1 protein-coding gene and 1 pseudogene are annotated in these 18,589 nt (G+C 61.3%); both read right to left on the reverse strand.

Features of this window, described 5'->3' with window-relative positions:
- Window positions 1-297 (reverse strand): annotated as a pseudogene (locus U1A53_RS20330) (delta-60 repeat domain-containing protein); the annotation flags it as partial.
- A 29-nt stretch (window positions 298-326) separates the two neighbouring features.
- The gene (locus U1A53_RS20335; RefSeq protein WP_322283694.1) at window positions 327-18,509 is read right to left on the reverse strand and encodes a LamG-like jellyroll fold domain-containing protein; all 18,183 of its coding nucleotides are present in this window, start codon (window positions 18,507-18,509) and stop codon (window positions 327-329) included.
- Window positions 18,510-18,589 lie beyond the last annotated feature (80 nt).

Below are 18,589 nucleotides of genomic sequence, written 5' to 3' on the forward strand. Positions count from 1 at the left end.
GCCGAAGTCGCAGGTCGCCTTGCCAGTGCCATTGAAGCTCGTGTCCAGCGTGCCGTCGGCGTTATAGCGCACCACGGCAAAGTCGTTGTTGCTGCCGTTGTAATAATACCCCGCCACCACCAGCTTGCCGTCGCTCTGCATCACCACCGCATGCCCGCGGTCATCACCGCCGCCGATTGATGTCGTGACTTTGCCAGCGGTGCCAAACAACGTGTCCAAATCCCCTGGTGCCGCATGAATGCCGCCCGCCATCAACGCCATCCACATGGCGAGGAAAGGAAGACGGAAGACTTTCATTGGCTGGCAAAATGAAATGATTCAGATGATCACGGCCCTGTGACGCGAATGCGGTAAAACGCCTTCCCCGCCAGGGTGGCCAGGTCGGTCAGCGTCACGGTGCCATCACTGCCCAGCGGTCCCTGGGTTGTGACGGTGTCCCAGGTGCCGCCCAGCGTGGCGTTACGCTCCAGGATGTAGGTGCGGCCGTTTTTGCCTGCGGTGGTCAGGGTGAAGGTGCTGCCGCTTTTCTGCGCGGTCTGCACCTTGAACACGTCCGCCGCGCTGTTCGGATTGGTCCCGGCGGTGTATTCGGCGGCGTTGTTCAGCCCGTCGAGGTCAGGATCGGCGCTGTCGGCGGCGCTGCCGCTGTTGGCGGTGGTGCCGAAGTTTACCTGCCTCCAGCTTTCCTGCGGAGTGAGGCTGGGCAGGAATTCGATGGCGTAGGTCTCCGTGCTGCTGGCGACCACCACAATGGTTTGGTTCACAGGAGTCTGGTAGCCGCTCACTGGCACGAACTCGACGAACATGGTGCCTGGTGTGAGATCAGAACGGGTGTTCCCGCTGAAGGTAAAGGATTTCGTCGATCCCAAGGGTCGCCAGCCCGAACCTGCAGGCGTGATGTTGATGATGGCGGCTCCTTTGCTGGCTGTGCCGCCGCCCGCCGCGTATCCGGTGTGGGTGATGCCGCCGCCGGTGTAGCCTTGATCGTCGATGCCGCTTTGTTGCGCGGTGTCGAAAAGCTGGATGACGGCGCTGTCGATGGCGCGCACGATGCTCTGCGTGGCTCCGCCGAGGTAGATGGCGGCGGGATACCAGTTTCCATTCGTGTGCTGCACGCAGAGCGGCCCGCCGCTGTTGCCGCCGGTGCTGCGGACGCCGATGGTGGCAAAGACACGGTCCGTCAGCCCGGTGAAGCTCAAATTGGCCGCCGGTGTGGCGTGCATGCGCCCTTGGTCCGGCGCTGCGATGCCGTCTACCGGATAGCCAACGAGCATCTTCTGTGCGTTGGAGATCAGGAACTCGTTGTTGGTCAAGTCGCTCGCCAGGAAGCCAGCGAAGCCGGTGCGCGCCGCGTCCGTGTCGTTCACGAAATACAACGCGGCCACGTCCTTCTGGCGTGAGGCGAGGGAGAATGATCCGGGAGTCTCCGTGGCACGCTGGGTGGCATAACCGTCGATCAAATAGTAGCCGCGCGGTGTGACCGGCAGCGGCTCATGGCCGCCCGCGTCCGCTTGCGGCAGCCATTGCAAGCCCTGCACCGAGGCGAGCGTGCCTTCATCAAACACGACATGCCCCGCCGTGGCGACGACGCGCTGTTTGACGGCGAAGCCTGTGCCGAGCCCCGAGTGGCTGCGGATCTGGCCGACATAGCCGTAAGGCTTCGTGGCATCGGTGGAGACGGTGCTGAAGGTCAGAACGGATGGCGGCGTGCCCGTCGGACTGAAGGCATCCGCATACACGATGGTCGGGTTCACCGTCTGCCCGCTGCTGACGACGATGTTCACAAGCACCGGCGTGGAGTAGCCGGAGACAGCCTTGCACTCCACGAGGTAACTGCCCGCCGGAAGAGACGAGGCTGTCGTCGCACTGTCGCGCCATGTCGTCTCGCCCAGCAGCCGCCACTGGCCGCGATCGGTTTCGTTCACGGCCTGCGCCAACGTATCCGGCTTCAGCACCATGTGAATGCCGCCGCTGCCTGCGGAGGGCGTGGCGTAGTATTCATAGTCCGCCACCTGACCGGCGGCGGTGACGTTCACCGAATCCGTGCCCGGCTGGAGGTAACCCGGCACCGGGCGGAACTCGATCACACGCGACCCATGCACCAAACCGGTCGCGGTTTCGCCGGAGGCACGCCAGCGATGCTCGCCCACGAAGCGCCAGCCGCTCAAAAGCCCCGTGGGAGCCAGCGTGACCGTGAGGGTGCCATTCGATGCCGGTGGAGCATTCGGGAACTGCTGGAGCAGGCCGGAGATGACCTGCGGCTGGAAGGTGAGGATGCCGCCGGGCGTGTTGCCGCCGCTGCTCACCGCACGCACGCGGAAGTGGTAGGTGGTGAACTGGAGCAGGTTGGTGAGATCGACGCTGACATTGGTCACCGCATCCCCCGTGACCGGCGACGGGGTGGCAGTAAGCGAGTTCGGGAAGTTCACTCCATCCGTGCCGTACTCGAAGGTGACGACAGCAGTGCCGTTCTGCGCACGCACCGTGCCGTGGAGCCTCGTGCTGGTGGTGCTCAGCGGCGTGGCGGCCAGCGTTTCGACGATGGGCGGCAGCGGCAGCGTGGTGAAGGTGGCGTCACCGCTGCGGGTGATGCCCGCGCTGTTTTCCGTGACGAGCCGGTAATGATACAGCGTGCCCGGAGCCAGAGCAGAGACCGGCAAGGCGACATTCACCGCAGAAGTTCCGGCCGCGATGCCCGTCGTGCCGGTGACGTTCGTGTAGGTCGTGGTGAGTCCATATTCGAAGAAAGCGTTCGTGATGGCGCCGTTCGGATTGACGCTGCCATTGAGCGTCGCACCAGTCGTGGTGAAGCCGCTGGCGGATACAGTGCCGAGGGTCGGAGCGGAGATCGAGGTGGTGGTGAATATCGCGTCTTCACCGTGGGCCGTGCCGCCGTTGTTTTCGGCCACGATGCGGAAGTGGTAGGTCGTGCCGAGCGTCAGGCCGCTGACCGGTGCGGTCACGTTCACATTGCTGGAGCCGGCGGCGAGGTTTTGCGGCGCGGTGGTGTTCCCATACTGGTCGGTGAGGCCAAACTCGAAGTACACCGTCGTCGCCCGGCCGTTCGGGTTCACCGTGCCGGGCAGGATGGCGGTGGTGTTGGTGATGTTGTTCGGGTTGACCCCGCTGGTGATGACCACCGGCGGATCCTGAAGTGTCACAAAGCTGAAATCATCACCGACGACCGTGCCGTTCGTGTTGCTGGCGACGATGCGGAAATGGTAGGGCGTGTTCGGCTCCAGGCCGGTGAGCGGCTGCGTGACAGTCTGCGATGCGCTGCCGCTGCCCACCGATTGAGGCACTCCAGGAATGACGCTGCCGTAGCTTGTCGTCAGGCCGTACTCAAAATAGGCCGTCGTGGCCGTGCCGCTCGGATTGACCAGCCCTTTGAGCGTGGCGCTGGTCTTGTTGATGCTCTCCGCCGCGTTCGTGCTGACCACCGGCGCGCCGCCGCTGGCCAGCGGCATGGCCACGATGCTCATGCTGTGTGATGCGGTGGCACCACCGCCAGCCTTGGTGATGCGCTCCCCTGCAGCCAAGGCTGTCGTATTTATGGCGACCGGCAGGAAGCGGCCCGTGGTTGTGCCGTCACCGATCTGTCCGAGTGCATTGTCACCCCATGCTGCCAAAGTGCCATCGGTAAGCGAAACCATGCTGTGTGACTGGCCGGAGGTCATCAAGGACACCATTTTGCCAGCAAGCACGCCGGAAGATGTGACGACCACGGGCACATGGCTCTCGGTGATGCCGTTGAGGCCAAGCTGACCGGTCGTGTTGTCACCCCAAGTCACCAGCGTGCCATCCGCACATAGGGCCAGGCTGTGAAACTGCCCTGCGGCGACGGAGACCGGCGTCTTCCCGGTCAGCGGTCCGCCGCTGCTGACCTGGACAGGGACCGCGCTGCCTTCTGTGCTGTTGTTGCCCAGTTCGCCAAAGGTGTTGTCACCCCAAGCCGCCAACGTGCCATCGGTGCAGAGGGCAAGGCCATGGTAATGCCCCGCCGCCACTGCGGTCACCGATTTGCCTGCCAAAACGCCCGCCATGCTCACGGCCACGGGCACGGCGCTGTCCGTCGTGCTGTCGTTGCCGAGCTGGCCGATGCTGTTCGCCCCCCAGGCTGCTGCCGTGCCATCTGCGCACTGCGCGAGGCAGAAATCAAGGCCGGCAGAAATCGTGGTCACGCTCTTGCCCGCCAGCACACCCGTCGTGTTCACCAGCACGGGCGCATGACGGTCCGTCGTCGAGTTGTCCCCGAGCTGGCCGACGCTATTGACGCCCCACGTTGCCACGCTGCCATCGGAACACAGCGCCATGCTGAAATCATAGCCTGCGGCGATGGCGACGACGGTTTTGCCAAACAGCGCCGAGACGCCCGTGGTCGTGTTCACCAGCACCGGCACGAGTCGATTCGTGGTCGTGTCATCTCCTAGCTGACCCGCATTGTTCGCGCCCCAAGCGGCCAGCGTGCCATCCGTGCAAAGCGCAAGGCTGTGATGCTCGGCTGCGGCCACGGCGACCACGGTCTTGCCGGACAGCACTCCGGACATGTCAACCGCCATGGGCACATTGCTGCTGGCTGTGCTGTTGTTACCGAAGGTGCCGGAGCTATTTGTGCCCCAGGCCAGCAGCCGATTGCCGGCCCAATGCAGCACCAGATCGTTGCCGGTGCCACCATAGTAGCTGGCAATGAAGTTGTAGGTGATGCTGTTGTATGTGAGCGGGACCACCTGGCCATGGGCCAGATTACTGAACGCACCGCTGATGAACCCCGTGCCAGTGTTGTTCACAACCATCAACCTCGTGCCCGTCACTGGCGCATAGTTCAGCGTGGCGGCATTGATGGTGACGGATTTTCCACCCGCCGTGAAGCCATTGGCAGTGGCAGGCACCTCGGCGCCCGTCGTATAAACGAGCGGCAGCGCGGCGGATCCTAGTCCAGACAGCGTGATATCGAACGGATTCAACGTGCCGCTGACGTTGTTGGCGATGCGCAGTGTGGCCGGTTTAGGCCCGGTCGAGATCGGCGTGAAGGCCAGCGTGAAAGAGGTCGAGTCTCCCGGTGCCACGCTCGTTGCAGGACTGGTGGTCAATGCATACTGAGCAGCCGCGCTGCCAGTGATGGTGATATCGATGCCTCCCAGCGTCGCCGTGCCGGTGTTTTTGATGATGAACGTGCGGGTCTTTGTCGTGCCGTTCAGGGTGGTGCCATAGTTTTGACTCGAACCATCGGCGATGCTCGTTCCCGCAGGCTGCTCCACCACAATCATCGGCTCCGGTGCCGTCGTGCCGACAATCGCCAGCACATGATTCGTGTAGCAGCCGCCCGTGGCCGCCACGAAGCGCTCCGTGCCGTCCAGCATGCTGGTGAGTACCGTCACTGGCACCTGACTGTCCACCACGCTGTTGATGCCGAGCTGTCCGTAAACATTGGATCCCCATGCAGACATGCTGCCATCCGCGCACACCGCCAGACCATGCCGGAAGCCCGCGCCGATGCCCGTGATCGTCTTTCCGCTCAGCGCTGTGCTCAAGTCCACCGCCTGCGGCGTGCCATAACTGCTGCCCACCGTGTTGTTTCCGACCTGGCCGCGATCATTGCTGCCCCATGCCGCCACCGTGCCGTCCGAGCATATCACCATGCTGCCATCGCCCCCCGCCGCGATCTGCGTCACGAACTTTCCGTTCAGCACCCCTGCCGTGTCCACCGCCACCGGAAGATTGCTGTTCGCCGTGCTGTTGTTTCCCAGTTGTTTGTTCGCGTTTGATCCCCATGCCACCACCGTGCCATCGGAGCATCGTGCCAGGGTGTGACTGTACCCTGCGGCAATCGCGACCACTGTTTTTCCCAACAGCACGCCCGAAGTCACCACCGCCACCGGCACCGGACTGCGCGCGCTGCCACCATCCCCCAGTTGCTTCGAGTCATTGTCCCCCCAGCACACCACGGTGCCGTCGCTGCACAAAGCCGCACTGTGACTGAAACCCGCCGCCACAGCGACGACACGTTTGCCCGCCAGCACGCCGGCGAGATTCACCAGCACCGGCACCGGGCTGTTCAGCGTGCTGTTGTTGCCCAGTTGCCCATAACCGCCGTGACCCCACGCCGCCACCGTCCCGTCCGAGCACAACGCCATGCTGTGCATCCAGCCTGCCGAAACAGCGACCACCTTTTTGCCCGCCAGCACCCCCGCCATGTTCACTGCCACCGGTGTCAGCGAGGTCGTCGTGCCGCCATTGCCAAGCTGGCCCACCCCGTTGTAACCCCATGCAGCCACCGTGCCGTCCGAGGCCACCGCCAGACTGTGCGCATTGCCTGCGGACACGCCCGTGGTCGTTTTTCCATAGATCGCAGCCGATGCAGTGACCGCTGTCGGCAGATTGAGCTGCGAAGTCGTGCTGTTGATCCCCAGATTGCCATCCCCATTGTTCCCCCAGGCCAGCAACCGCGTGTAAGCCCACTCCAGCACCAGATCATTGCCATCCCCGTCAAAGAAGTTCGCCACAAAGCTGTAATCCGTGCCGCTGTAGTTCAGCGTCACCGCCTGCCCGTGCGCCAGATTCACGAACTCGCCGCTGATCGGACTCAGCGCCGTGTTATTGATCACTTTGAGGCTCGTGCCTGGATCTGGCATGAAACCCAGCGTGAGGTTCAGCGTCTGGCCGCTGGCCGTGAAGCCATTGGCGTTCAGCGGCACATCGGCGGCGGAGTTGAAGGCCACCGCATGGGTGGTGTCGTTCAGCAGCCGGAGCACGCCAAACTGATGCACGCCGCCGATCTGGGGGCTGCCTGCCACGAGGATTTTGCCATCGCTCTGAAAGGCGAGGCTATTGAAATAGTCTTCACCGTCACCGACCGGGAAGATGGCTTTGCCGGTGCTTCTGAAGCTCGTGTCCAGGCTGCCGTTCGCGAGATAGCGTGCGAGCACGACATCATAATTGGAGACGCCGAAACCAAAGCCTGCCATCACGATCCTGCCATCCGCCTGCACCGCCATGCTGCCCACATCGTGGCCGCCACCGATAGCCGTGGTGACCATGCCACCGCTGCCGAAGGTGGTGTCCAGCGCCCCGGTGGCCGTGTAGCGCGCTAGGGCGAGGTCGTTGTTGCCGCCGATGGAAGCGTAACCTCCCACGAGGAGGCGACCGTCCGGCAGCACCGCCACGTTCTGACCCACGTCATCGCCTGGGCCGAACGAAGTGGTGACCGTGCCGGTGGTGTTGAAAGTCGTGTCCAGGGCGCCTGACGGCAGGAATCGCGCCACGGCGAAGTCTTGTCCGCCCGTGGTGGAATAGCCTGACACCACGATTTTTCCATCCCCCTGCATGACCACGCTGCGAATCACATCATGGCTGGCGCTGACGGCGGCTGTGGCGATGCCGTTGCCGTTGAAGGTGGTGTCGAGCGTTCCGTTGGTGTTGAGACGGGCCAGCGCAAAGTCCGCATTGCCTGCCACGAAGGCGTATCCAGCCACGATGATCCTGCCATCGGCCTGTAGGACCACGCAGTTGCCCAGATCCTCACCGCTGCCGATGGGCAGCACGACTTTGCCTGTGCCATTGAAGCTCGTGTCCAGACTGCCTCCGGGATGGTAGCGCACCACGACGAAGTCACGGTCGCTGCCGTTCGAAGCGTGGCCCGCTACGATGATCTTCCTGTCGCTCTGCACAGCGACGCCTTGCGCCTCATCGTTGCCGACGCCGATGGATGTGACAACCTTCCCCGTGCCGCCGAAGCTGGTGTCCAGGCTGCCATCGGTGTTGTAGCGCGTCACCGCGAAGTCATTGTTCGCGCCATTGAAGGCATAGCCAGCAACGAGGGCTTTTCCATCTGACTGCACAGTGACCGTGTTGCCATAATCAAGGCTGCCGCCGATCACCGTCGTCACCCGCCCGCTGCCATTGAACGTGTAATCCAGCGCGCCCGGCCCCGGCAGCAGCAGCGTCAGATCATTCCCCGTGCCGCCGCTGTAGTTGGCGATGAAGTTGTAGGTGATGGTGTTGAAGACCAGCGGCACCGTCGCACCATTGGCGATGTTCGTGAAGGTGCCGGTGATGGGATTGGAGCCGGTGTTGTTCACCAATCGCAATTCCGCACCAACCGAAGGCGCAAAGCCAAGTGAGATGTTCACCGTGTGCACCGTGGCCGTGAAGCCATTCGCATTCAGCGGCACGCTTGATTCAGCGGCGAAAGTCACGTCATGCGTGGTCTCGGTCTGATAGCGCACCATCGCAAAATCGTCATCAACACCATTGAAGCTCGATCCGGCCAAAACGATGCCTCCATCGGCCTGCACAGCCATGCCGAGCGCTTTGTCGTTCCCGGAACCGATGGCGGTGATGATCTTGCCGCCGTTGCCAAAGCTGGAGTCGAGCGTGCCATTTGTGTTGTAGCGCAGCAGGGCGAAGTCGGCGTTGCTGTTCGTTGTGGCATAGCCACCCGCCAGGATTTTTCCATCCAGGGTCAGGGCCAGCGAGTGTGCAGCGTCATCGCCCGTGCCGATGGCAGTGACGATCTTTCCGGTGCCGCCGAAACTGGTGTCGAGCGAGCCATCCGTATTGTAGCGGACCAAAGCAGCGTCATCGACGCTCCCGTTGGTGGTGAAGCCTGCCAGCAGAATTTTTCCATTCGTCTGAATGGCCACGAAGTAGGGCTGGTCGTTCCCGCTGCCGATGGACGTTATCACTTTGCCCGTGCCGTTGAAGCCCGTGTCCAGCGTCCCGTTGGCATGGAACCGAACCACGGCGAAGTCGTAGTTGGTTCCGTTGTGCGCATATCCCGCCGCCACGATCTTGCCGTCGCTTTGCAACACCAGGCTGGTACCTGATTCGTACCCTGCAACGAAGCTGGTCGTCACCATGCCGGTGCCATTGAAGCTCGTGTCCAGCGAGCCATTGGTGTTGTAGCGCACCACGGCAAAATCACTGTCTGCCGCGCCTGCCACAACAATCTTTCCATCGGTCTGCACCACCACGCCGTAGCCGAGATCATCGCCGCTCCCGACCGCCGTGATCACTCTGCCGTTGCCATTGAAGCTCGTATCCGGCGTCCCGTCGCTGTTATACCGCAGCACGGCGAAGTCATGGGGCGTGGTCGCTCCCGTGTAACCCACTGCCACGATCTTCCCGTCACTTTGCAGCGCCACGCCCTCCAGCACGTCGTTCTGTGCCAGTCCCAGCGTGATTTTACCGGTGCCATTGAAGCTGGTGTCCAGCGCGCCGTTCGCATGGTAGCGAGCCAGCGCAAAATCTTCCTCTGGGTAGTTCCCGGAAGCTCCCACGGCCACGATCTTTCCATCCGGCTGCACCACCACTGCATGAGCGCCATCATTCCCCGCACCGAAGCCCGTCGTCGTCTTCCCGCTGCCGTTAAACGTGTAATCCAGTGCCCCCGGCCCCGGCAGCAGCAGCGTGAGGTCATTGCCCGTGCCGCCAGTGTAGTTGGCGATGAAGTTGTACGTCACGCTGTTGTAGGTCAGCGGCACCGTCACGCCATTGGCGAGGTTGGTGAATGTGCCGCTGATCGGATTCGAGCTCGTGTTGTTCACCAACATGAGTTCCGTCCCAATGATCGGCGCGAAATCCAGCATGAGGTTCAGCGTCTGCCCGGTGGCGGTGAAGCCGTTCGAGTTCAGCGGCACGTCGGCAGCAGAAGCGAACACGGCTTCGTGATTCGTTTCCACCAGATACCGGGCGAGCGCAAAGTCGTTGTTGCTGCCGTTGTGAGACTGGCCGACGACCAGAATCTTCCCGTCGCTTTGCAGCCCCATCGTGGTGCCGTAATCGCTGCCGCTGCCGATGGCCGTTGTCACCATGCCCGTGCCACCAAAGCTCAGGTCGAGGCTGCCACTGGTGTGGTAGCGCACCAGGGAGAAAGCGTAATTGGCTCCAATGAGCGACCCTCCGGCCACGACGATTTTTCCGTTGTTCTGGATCATCACCTTGCGCGCCTCATCCGTGTTGCCGCCGACATCGGTGATCACTTTGCCATCTCCATCAAAGCTGGTGTCCAGGCTGCCATCGGTGTTGTAGCGCAGCACCACGAAGTCAATGAGGGCGGCGTTTCCTGGGTTGTTATAGCCTGCGCATACGATCTTGCCATCACTCTGAAGCGCCACGCTGTTCCCCTGGCCGCCACCGCTGACCGTGGTGGTCACCTTTCCCCCGCTGCCAAAGCTGGCATCAAGGCTGCCATCTGCGTTGTAACGAGCCATTCCAAACGGGCTGCCGGGGATGGTTCCAGCGGCGAGAATTTTGCCATCATTCTGCACCACCACACCGTTGGAGACATCCTGGCCGCCGGAGAAGTCGGTGGTGACTTTCCCCGTGCCGTTGAAACTCGTGTCGAGGCTCCCGTTCGAGTTATAGCGCACCAAAGCGAAGTTGATGTTGCCGCCGCTGTCAGACCACCCGGAGACCACAATTTTGCCATCACTCTGGATCACGTTACGCCCGCCCGTATCATCGCTGCTGCCGATGGGGGTGGTGACTTTCCCTGTGCCATTGAAGCTGGTGTCCAAGGTGCCGTTGGCGTTGTAGCGCACCAGCGCATAGTCATTGTTACTGCCATTGTGGGACCACCCCGAGACGACAATCTTGCCATCGTTCTGCAACGAGACATGAACTGCGGTGTCATCCCCGCCGCCGATGGCGGTGGTCACCTTGCCACCGGTGCCGAAGCTGCCATCCAAACTTCCGTCGGCGAGGTAGCGTAACACGGCGAAGTCGTTGTTGCTGCCATTGAAGGACAGCCCCACGGCCACGATCTTGCCATCGCTTTGTTCCGCCACCCCGTAGGGCACATCCGCCGCGCCGCCAACTGCTGTCGTCACAATGCCATCCGTGCTGAACGTGGCGTCCAGCGCTCCGGCCAGCGCCGTGAGCGTGAGATCATTACCCGTGCCCCCGGTGTAGCTGGCGCGGAAAGGGTAGGAGATGCCGTTGTAGGCCGGCGAAATGACAGCTCCGTCCGCGAGATTGGTGAACGCGCCGCTGATCGGCAACGAACCTGTGTTGTTCACCAGGGTGAGGACTTGTCCCGGCGTGGGCACGAAGCCCAGCGTGATGTCCACCGTCTGTCCTGTGGCGGCGAAGGCAGGCGCGGTGAACGGAACCGTGCCTGCGGAGGTGAAGGTGACCTGCCGCTCCGTCTCCACCAGAAACCGCGCGGCAGCGAAATCCCACGTCCCATCGACCGTGGTCAGCCCGGCCAGCACGATGCGGCCGTCAGGTGTCAAAGCCATGGCATGTGCGAAATCGGAGCTCGTGGCACCGAGGGACGTGCTGACTAGGCCGGTGCCGCCGAAACTCGTGTCCAGCGTCCCGTTCGCGAGGAAGCGCGCCAGCATCATGTTCGCCGCCACGCCGTCCTCTGTGATGCCTGCCACGAGGATCTTGCCATCCCATTGCAGCGCCACGCCGTGGGAGTAGTCGCCATAGCCGCCCATTGTTAGCCCCACGATTCCGTCGCTGTCAAAACTCGTGTCCAGCGTGCCGTCGAGATTATAGCGGAGCACGATGCCGTCATTGCCGCCACCGCCAGGCCCCTGGCCCACGAGCACGATCTTCCCATCCGGCTGCACGATCACATCATTCGCCCTTTCAGCCGCGCCGAGCTGCGTGGTCACGATGCCGTCGCCGCTGAAGGTGGTGTCCAGCGTGCCATTGGTCTGGTAGCGGGCCAGCTCGATCACATAATCCGTGTTCAGTTGGTAATAACCGCCGAGGACGATCTTCCCATCAGGTGCCAAGGCCACGCAGGTGGCCTCGTCATGCCTGCCCGCCTGCGCCGTCGTCACGATCCCACCCGCGCCAAAGCTCGTGTCCAGGCTGCCATTCGTGTTGAAGCGCAGCAGGGCGAAGTCCGTGTCCGTGCCGCTCCAGTGATCAGCGCCCACCACGATCTTGCCATCGCTTTGCAGCACCACATCCCGCCCCTCTCCGCCCGCGACGGCCACGAGACTGACCGCCTTGCCATCGCCATCAAAGCTCGTGTCCAGCGTGCCGTTCGAGTTGTAGCGCACCACCGCCACACTCCGCACACCGCTGGTCTGGGCAAACCCGACCACCACGATCTTCCCGTCTGCCTGCACCGCCACGCCATGCGCCTCGTCCGTCTCTGTTCCGATGGCTGTCGTCACCTTCCCGCCGGTGCCAAAGCTGGAGTCCAGCGAGCCGTCCACGTTGTAGCGCACGACCGCGAAGTCATCCTGCGTGTGTCCCACCGCCACGACCTTCCCATCCGGCTGCACCGCGACGGCCCTGGCCTGCTCATTACCGCTGCCGATGGCAGTTTTCACCTTTCCACTGCCATTGAAGCTGTAATCCAGCACCCCCGGCCCGTGCAGCACGAGCACGAGGTCATTGCCAGTGCCACCGAAGTAGTCGGCAAAGAAGCGGTAGTCCGTGCCGCCGAAACTCAGCGTCACCGTCTGGCCCTGCGCCAGATTCGTGAAGGTGCCGGTGATCGGATTCACGCTGGTATTGTTCACCACGGTCAGTGTGGAGAAGGGTGACGGGGCGAAGCTCAGCGTGAGGTTCACCGTGCTGCCGGTGGCGGTGAAGCCGTTGCTGGTCAGTGGGATGTCGCCGCTGGCGGCGAAGGCGGCCGTTAAAGTTCCGGAAGCCGTGCCCGTAAGCGCAATGTCGAAGGGATTCTCATCGCCATCATTGCTGGCGATCTGGATGGCCGCGATCCGAGTGCCGACAACCGTGGGCATGAAGGTGACGGTGAAAGTCGTGCTGCCACCTGGAACCAGGGTGGTAGCCCCGAGGCTGCCCAACACATACTCCGATGCATTGGCCCCGCTTTTGGTGACATTCAGTCCAGTCAGATCGGCTCCGCCGATGTTCTGAATCGTGAATGTCTTTGTGGCCCCGGCGGTATTGATCAGCGTCGTGCCGAAATCCATTGCGCCGACAGCATCCTCCAACTCACCACTGGCAGTCTCGTTCACACTGACCTCAGGAAACGGCGGCGGCGTGGCGATGATGGCGAGGCTGTGTTCGCTGCGAGCATCGGTTGCAGCGGCGACAAACCGTTCACCATAGGTCAGCGAGGCTGTGCTGACGAGCACAGGGACAGAGATGGTAGGGTTTCCTGGTTGTCCAGTGCCCAATTGCCCCTCTGTATTGGTACCCCAGGACACAATGGTTCCATTCGTGCAGAGCGCCAGACTGTAGCGGTATCCTGCATAAATGCTGACGGGGGTGACTCCAATCAGAGCGGAGCCATTGGTGGACGCATTCACGAACGCAGGGACAAGACTGTCGGTGGCTCCTACGAGAGTGGCTAAATTGCTGCCCCATGCTGTCATGGTTCCGTCCGTGCAAAGCGCCACCGTGTGGGATGATCCTCCGGCCATCATGGCGACACTCTTGTTATAGAGTGCTGAAAGACCCTGATCTCGGTTCACCAAAACAGGCGATGTGCGAAAAATGTTGTCACTGTTGTCTCCTAGCATCCCGCTTCCATAATTTCCCCATGAAGTCAGCACTCCATCTGTGCAGAGAGCCAAACTGTGTGTCTCGCCAGCAGCCACTGATTTGACGGTCTTTCCAAAGAGCGCGGAGGTGCCTGAACCAGTATCAATTAATACAGGAAGGTAACGGTGAGTCTGTGAACCATCACCGAGCGAGCCGTATGTGTTACTTCCCCAAGATACCAAGGTGCCGTCTGTTGTCAGTGCCAAACAGTATTCAAAGCCGAGGGATATTTGGGCGACTCTTTTGCCAAAGAGCGCCGACTGACCGGATGCCGTACTGACGGCACCCGGAACCTTGGTTGCAGTACCTCCCCCCGATGTTCCATTTCCAAGCTGCCCGAAATCATTCCTTCCCCAAGTCGCCACGGTGCCGTCCGCACATAGAGCCGCACTGAACTGAGTGCCTGCCGCCAAGGCCACAACGCGCTTGCCAAAAAGTGCTGAGACGCCCGAAGCTGCGTTCACCACCACTGGCACCCTTTGAGATGGCGCCGTCGTGTTGTCCCCCAATTGACCGGCTCCATTGTGGCCCCATGCTAAAACGGTTCCATCCGTGCAGAGAGCTAAACTATGTGATCCGCCTGTGGTAATGCTCACAATATCTTTCCCCGCCAGCGCGGATGTCCCACCCGTGTTGTTGACCAGAACAGGGCTGTTGCGTGAGGCAATGCTGTTGTCTCCCAACTGGCCTGAGTTGTTGTACCCCCACGCCACCAGCCGCCGATTCTTCCACAGCAGCACGAGGTCGTTGTAGCCTTCCCCGCCGTAGTAGTAGGCCACGAAGTCGTAATTCACGCCGCCGTAGCTCAGCGTCACCGTCTGGCCGTTGGCGAGGTTGCTGAAGGTGCCGTTGATGGGATCCAAGCTGGTGTTGTTCACCACGAGCAGCTCGTCCCCGGTGGTGGGGGCGTAGTTGAGAGTCAGATTGACCGTGCTGCCCGTGGCGGTGAAGCCATTCGAGATCACGGGTACATACGACTTGGAAGTGAAGGCAGCGGTCAAATTGCCTGCGCCGGTGAGAGTAATATCGAAAGGATTTTCGTCCAAGTCGTTGCTAGCAATGTGAATGTTCACACTTCGACCACCCGCCTGCAAGGGCACGAAGTTCACGGAGAAAGTCGTGCTTTCTCCCGGAGTCAGCGTGGTGCTCATGCCGGTGGTGTTGACCGTGAAATCACCCGAATTGGCCCCGCTCTTGGTCACGGCGAGGCTGGTGAGATCGAGTTCGCCGGAGTTGCGAATGGTGAAGGTCTTGGTAACTGGGACTGAGGCCACCGTGGTGCCGCCAAAATCCACCGTCGATACGCCGTCCACCAAATCCGTGCTCACAGGCTGTTCAATCACGATGTCTGGTACCGGCATGGCGTTCAATCCATTCAGGCCGCGCAAATAAATTGCCTTCACCTCTTCATCACGGAACGAACGCTTGGCGACTACGACTTCATCCAATAGGCCGTCCCAGTAGCGGGAACCGATGGAATTATGCCGACCGAGGAAAAAGTCCGTCGTGGTATTATTCGGTCCGGCGGTCTGCACGCTGGAGTTCTCCATCCGGGAATCGACCCAAATGGACTTCCTGGCTCCATCCCAAACACCAACAACGTGCTGCCACGATCCCGCACTTGCCAAGGTGGTGGATATTACGGTCGCCCCGTTGGTCTCGAGGAAATAGGCGCTGCCAGCAGACGTGTTCAGGCTGTAGCCTTCGTCATTCCCAGTCTTGTCCACGAACGTTAACGCCGAACTGGACTCCGGTTTCACCCACGCGATCGCTGTAAGGTTTTGTGTGATGTCCAGCCCGCTCTGCGCTGCATCGGTGATGCTCAGGTATTGACTGCTATCCGCTTCAAAATCCGCAGCGTTGCCGACAACGCCCGTGCCATTGCTGACAGTGTTCACCGATGAGAGGTGATTGCTGCCCACACCATCCGCCCGCGTCCCGCTCGCCTCATCCAGCGGCCAGTAGGAGACGATGCCGGACTTTTGCACCGGCAGCGCCGTTGCCAGCGCTTTGATCTCGGTAGCAGAGAGCGCGTAGCCTTTCCAGAAGGCCACATCCGCCAGCCGTCCATCTATGAACATACTGCCATGGCCTGCTTTGCGACCTATCATCACGGGGCCGGTGAAATCATTCAGCGCCGTGCCGCTGCTCTGTGCAGTGCCCAGCATTTGCCCATCCACATAGAGGCGGTGCTGGCTGCCTTGTTTGACCCAGGCCACATGATACCACGTCCCCGCAGATGGAGCCCACGGCACAGAAAGACTGAGGTTGAAAGAGCCTCCCACAGCTTGATGCACCATCAAGCTGTGCTGCCCACCACCGTATTCCAGGAACAAGTCCCAGAAGTTCGATCCATCCTGGCTGTGACCAAATATGGGGTAGGGCGTGCCTGCTGTGACCACGTCAAACCTCACCCAAGTGGCAAAAGAGGCATCCCCACTTCCGATGGTCCAGTCTGCGGAATCCGCAGCACTCATCAGTTCCGAATTCGAAGCGATAAAATCCGCTGCTGCGCCTTCCAGATAGCCGCCACCGCTCCCTACGGTGTTCGTGTCCGCCAGCGGATGTGCCCCAGCGCTGTCGGACCGAGTCACCGCTGAACTACCACTGGAGAGTTCATTCAACTTCCACCATGCCGTCGGGGCCACGGTGACGTTTCCGGGACGATACGTCGTGCTCACATCAATGCCGGAGGCGAGGGATTTGACCTCCACGGACGTGAGCGGCCTTTCCCACACAGCCACGTCCTTCATCATGCCGTCGAAGTAAATGCCGTCGGCATTGTGCTTGCCCAGGCCAAAGAAATCAGTGCTGGCAGGAGGATTGGTGGTGACGGCGGCCACTCCTTTCAGATTGCCATCAACGTAGCAGGAAAGTTTGTCGTTGGGATCATCATAAACCACGACCACATGCTGCCACTTGCCCACCGCCAGTCCGGCGGAGAAAGTGGCCACCCCGGTGCCGTGGTTGACGGCCAAATCACCGCTGGAGCGGATGAGAAAGGCGTAACCGTTTGTGCCGACGGTCTTGCCTGCGATTGGCATGAAGTCATTGATGGACTCCATCTTGATCCAGGCACTGAAAGTGTAGGTGGAAGTCATCCCAAGCCCGGTTTGAGCGGCATCCGTGATGGAAAGGTATTGAGAAGAGGAAGACTCCAAATCCGCACTGCGTTCGCCTGTGACCCAATAATCCTCGACGGCGCTGCCCACATTGTTTTGTGAAGCCAGGTGATTGCCCGTGCCGGAAGCATCCATACGAGTTCCCGAGGCTTCATCCATTTTCCACCACGCACGCAGTCCCGTTGATAAGTTCCCAGGGCGGATGAGTTGCCCCGAGGATGGAAATCCGGTGCCGATGCCCTGGATGGCGAAGTCGAATGCACCTTCGTCGCCATCGTTGCTGCTGAAACTAAGTGTCGCGCTACGGACACCCGGCCCGTTGGGATTAAAGATGACCTGGAAGGTGGTGGAGCCAGAAGGTGTCACCGGCGTTGCCGGCTGTGCGCTGACGATAAAATCCGTCGCATCCGTCCCGCTCACGGTCACACTGCCGAGCGTGAGCGCGGTCTCTCCGGTGTTCTGGATGGTAAAGGTCCGCGTGACCGTGCCGCCGATGATTTCCGCCGTGGAAAAATCCGTGTGATCTGACGTGGACGGCGTGAGGTCGCCATCGACAATGCCGCCGCCGTTGCCGCTGAGATTGATCTCTGGGGGGGAAGGATCACCCAGCAGTCGCACCACCGCAAAATCGTATTCGCTCCCATCCCAGGACTCGCCGGCCATGACGATCCTGCCGTTGCTCTGCAGGACCACGCTGTACGCTTCATCGGTGCTGCTGCCGATGGGAATGGTCACCTTGCCGCCGCTGCCAAATCCGGTGTCCAGTGTGCCGTCGCCGTTGTAACGCACCAGCGCAAAATCACTATTGCTGCCGGAATACCCGGCCAGGATGATTTTCCCGTCGCTCTGCAAAGCCATGTCATAAGCACGGTCGTGGCTGCTGCTGATCTGCGTGATCACCTTGCCACCGCTGCCGAAACTGCTGTCCAGCGTTCCATCGCCATTGTAACACACCACGGCAAAATCGCTGAGCGCGCCGCCTTCCGCGTCTCCTGCCACGAGGATTTTGCCATTGCTCTGCACCACCACGCTGCGGCCGAAGTCATCGCCGCTGCCGACGGGAGTGATCACCTTTCCATCCTCGCCGAAACTCGCGTCAAGGCTGCCATCACTGTTGTAACGCACCAGCAAGAAGTCATGCGTGGGGTTCGTGATACGTCCCGTCAGCAGGATCTTGCCATCGCTCTGGATGGTCATGTTATCCTGGCTTGTGTCCCCTGTACCCAAGTCGGTGATCACCTTGCCGCCGCTGCCGAAACTCGTGTCCAGACTGCCGTCGGCATTGTAGCGGGCCAGAGCGAAGTCATTGGAACAATCTCCCGCCAGGACGATCTTGCCGTCGCTCTGCAATGCCACGCTGGTGGCGTACTCCTGGTTGGTGCCAAAGTCCGTGGACTGCTTGCCGTCGCCAGAGAAACTGGTGTCCAGTGTGCCGTCAGTGTTGTAGCGCACCACGGCAAAGTTGTCGTTGCTGCTGCCGCTCCGGGTCCATCCCGCCGCAATGATTTTTCCATCGCTTTGCACCGTTACAGCATAAGCTTCGTCGTAGCTGCCGCCGATGGGCGTGAACACCTTGCCGCTGCCGTTGAACGTGATGTCCAGCGTGCCGCTGGCGTTGTAGCGCACCACCGCAAAGTCTCTCGTGCCGATGTCGGCATGTCCAGCCACGACGATCTTTCCATCACTCTGCAATGCCACGCCTCTGGCATAGGCGTCGTTGCTGCCAACATCCGTGGTCACCTTGCCTGTGCCGCCGCCAAAGGTGGTGTCCAGATCTCCCGCCGCGGCGTGGCCGAGATCAGGGATGAAAGCGAACAGCCAGACGATGGCGACGATCCTGCGGATGCTCCTGCAAGCACAGAGCCGTGGGGACGGTGTGGGGTGCTGCGGCAAACGTGAGTTCATTTCAGCATGAAAAAGAAATCTTCCCGAACCCGGGAGCAGGGCCAGGAATGCCGCCATCCTAGTCAAAGACTGCATTCTGG

The organism is Prosthecobacter sp. (assembly GCF_034366625.1).
Lineage (GTDB): Bacteria > Verrucomicrobiota > Verrucomicrobiia > Verrucomicrobiales > Verrucomicrobiaceae > Prosthecobacter.